The organism is Methanoculleus sp. UBA413 (assembly GCF_002502935.1).
Classification (GTDB): Archaea; Halobacteriota; Methanomicrobia; order Methanomicrobiales; family Methanoculleaceae; genus Methanoculleus; species Methanoculleus bourgensis.
This window is the reverse complement of the sequence record NZ_DAQR01000113.1, coordinates 9,817-11,899: the sequence shown is the minus strand read 5'-3', so window position 1 is coordinate 11,899 and position 2,083 is coordinate 9,817. Positions and strand designations below refer to the sequence as shown.

Here is a 2,083-nt window from a genome sequence, read left to right as displayed (position 1 = left end):
TCCCAGGTGCCTGTTATGAAGTCTGCCGGTGCGGGGATGACGAGACCCGGGATGGGTATCAGGCGGAACGGCGGCATCCCCTGCGTGGCGATGCCCGCGGCAAGCCCGATTCCGAGGACCATCAGGGCGGAGATGTCCGGCACCCGGGTGCGCTGCGACGCGATGAAGAAGGCAACGATGATCCCGATCGCAAGTGCCGCAAAGAGGACATCGGAGACGATATAGCCAAGCGACGTCTTCAGGAGGAGGAGCGCAAGCCCGGCCTGCACGCCCCGGACGACGCTCTTTGGGATCCGCTCCCCGATCCAGGTCATGCCGCCGACGAGCCCGAGCAGGAGGAAGAGCACGCCGACGATGATCCCGGACGCCACGATCTCGCCGCCGGAGAGTCCTTCGGCGATGACGATAGCGCCGATGGCCTTCATCGGCTCGATGGGGATCGGGAGGCGGTAGTAGAACCCGGCGATGATGTACCAGGCGGCGAGGAAGAGGAAGAAGTGGCTGACGTTCACGTCAGGGCAGACGATGGCAACCCCGAGCATGATGGGAAAGATGGTCCCGAAGTCGCCGACGGCTCCGGCGATCTCCTCCAGGGTGACCCTGATGCCTCCTTCTCCGGTCCCGGTGTTCTCCGCCATGACTCCTCTCTGTCTTATGTTCCCGCTTCTTTTTGGAGGTTCTGGATGGGGCATGTTGGGGTTTCCGGTGCGGGCTCACCCACCCATTCCTTCTTCTCAAGGAGATCCTCTACCCTCAGCCGTTCGATGACGGTATCCAGGTACTCAGAGACGATCGCATCTTTCCTCGGGATCTGCCTGATCCAGACCCGCACCGTCAGCCTGACCCATTCCTCCTTGATCGACGAGATCTGCACCTTCGGCTCGAACAACGCAAGGCCGGGGCGGGGAAGGTCGGACGAGAGGCGCCCGATGTAAGGGAGGTCAAAGAGGTTCTGGACAGCGGACCGCTCGGCCGGTTCGACATGGGGGAGGATCAGGGGATGGTCATGTGCGGCGCGAAGCGCTATCTCCTGCACCCGTTCGAGGTCTGCCGTGACCGGGACGGCGAGCGGGATCTGGACCTCAAGCAGCCCGGCCCGGGAGTAGTTGATGACTTTTGATGTTATGATGCTCGAGTTCGGCGTGAGGACAAGGCCGCCGTCGAGCCCCTGGAGGATCGTGGTCGTGAAGGAGATGTCCTGCACCTTGGAGAGCCCCGTCTCCGGCCTCCCGCTGACGATCACCCATTCCTCGAGCTGGACCGGGCGGTTGATCGTGATCAGGACGCCTGCGATGACGTTCTGGATGATCTGGCGCGACGAGAACGCTATGACGACACCGAGGATACCGAGCGATGCAACAAACGCTGTCAGGTCAAAGGCGAGGAGGTACCGGGCGCTCGCGTAGATCCCGCCGAGGGTGATACCGTACTGCAGGATGGTCGCGGTCCACTTGGCGGTTCCATGGGAGACGTGCCCGTCGAGCACCCGCCTGAGGAGCAGGTAGGCGAGGTTGCCGAGGAAGAGGAACCCGATAAAGGCGAAGAGGAACGCGAGAACTGCATCGAAGGATACTCCGGTGACGGGGACCGCAACGCTCTCCTGCATGTAGAAAGAAATGAGCGAGGAGAGGATTAATCTCTTATGTCATGACGCCTCGGCCTTGACCGGGATCTCATCGGCCTGCAGGCGGGTGAGGACCTCCTTCAGGTACCGGGAGACAATCTCATCTTTTCGCGGGATTTTGCTGATCCAGGCCCGCACCGTCAGTTTTATCCAGCCGTCGCTGACCGATGAGATGAGGACGGCGGGCTCGAAGTGCGCAAGGTCGGGGCGGTCGGATCGGAGGCGCCTGATGTAGGGGAGGTCAAAGAGACCCTGCGCCCCGGTCCTTCCGACCGGGCTGAGGTTAGGGAGGATCCGGGGGTCGTCGAGCGCCACCGCGAGTGCGATCTCGCGGACTAGCGCAAGATCGGTCTCGGCCGGGACCGAGAGCGAGACCTGGATCTCCAGAAGCCCGCCCCTTGAGTAGTTGACGACCTTTGATGATATGATGCTCGAGTTCGGCATGAGGACAAGGCCGCC

The 2,083-nt window shown here is 62.4% G+C and carries 2 protein-coding genes and 1 pseudogene; all 3 read right to left on the bottom strand.

The features are described 5' to 3' along the window. On the bottom strand, positions 1–638 hold a 638-nt coding region (locus BP858_RS09340; RefSeq protein ID WP_286879355.1), incomplete at its 3' end, for a putative sulfate/molybdate transporter. A gap of 14 nt (positions 639–652) precedes the next feature. Then, the gene (locus BP858_RS09335) at positions 653–1,606 is read right to left on the bottom strand and encodes a mechanosensitive ion channel family protein (protein WP_286879354.1); all 954 of its coding nucleotides are present in this window, start codon (positions 1,604–1,606) and stop codon (positions 653–655) included. A 39-nt stretch (positions 1,607–1,645) separates the two neighbouring features. Continuing rightward, positions 1,646–2,083: pseudogene (locus tag BP858_RS09330) on the bottom strand (mechanosensitive ion channel domain-containing protein); the annotation flags it as partial.

Excerpts from the sequence above, each read along its gene's own strand:
- BP858_RS09335 (WP_286879354.1), bottom strand. The coding sequence starts at position 1,606 with ATGCAGGAGAGCGTTGCGGTCCCCGTCACCGGAGTATCCTTCGATGCA.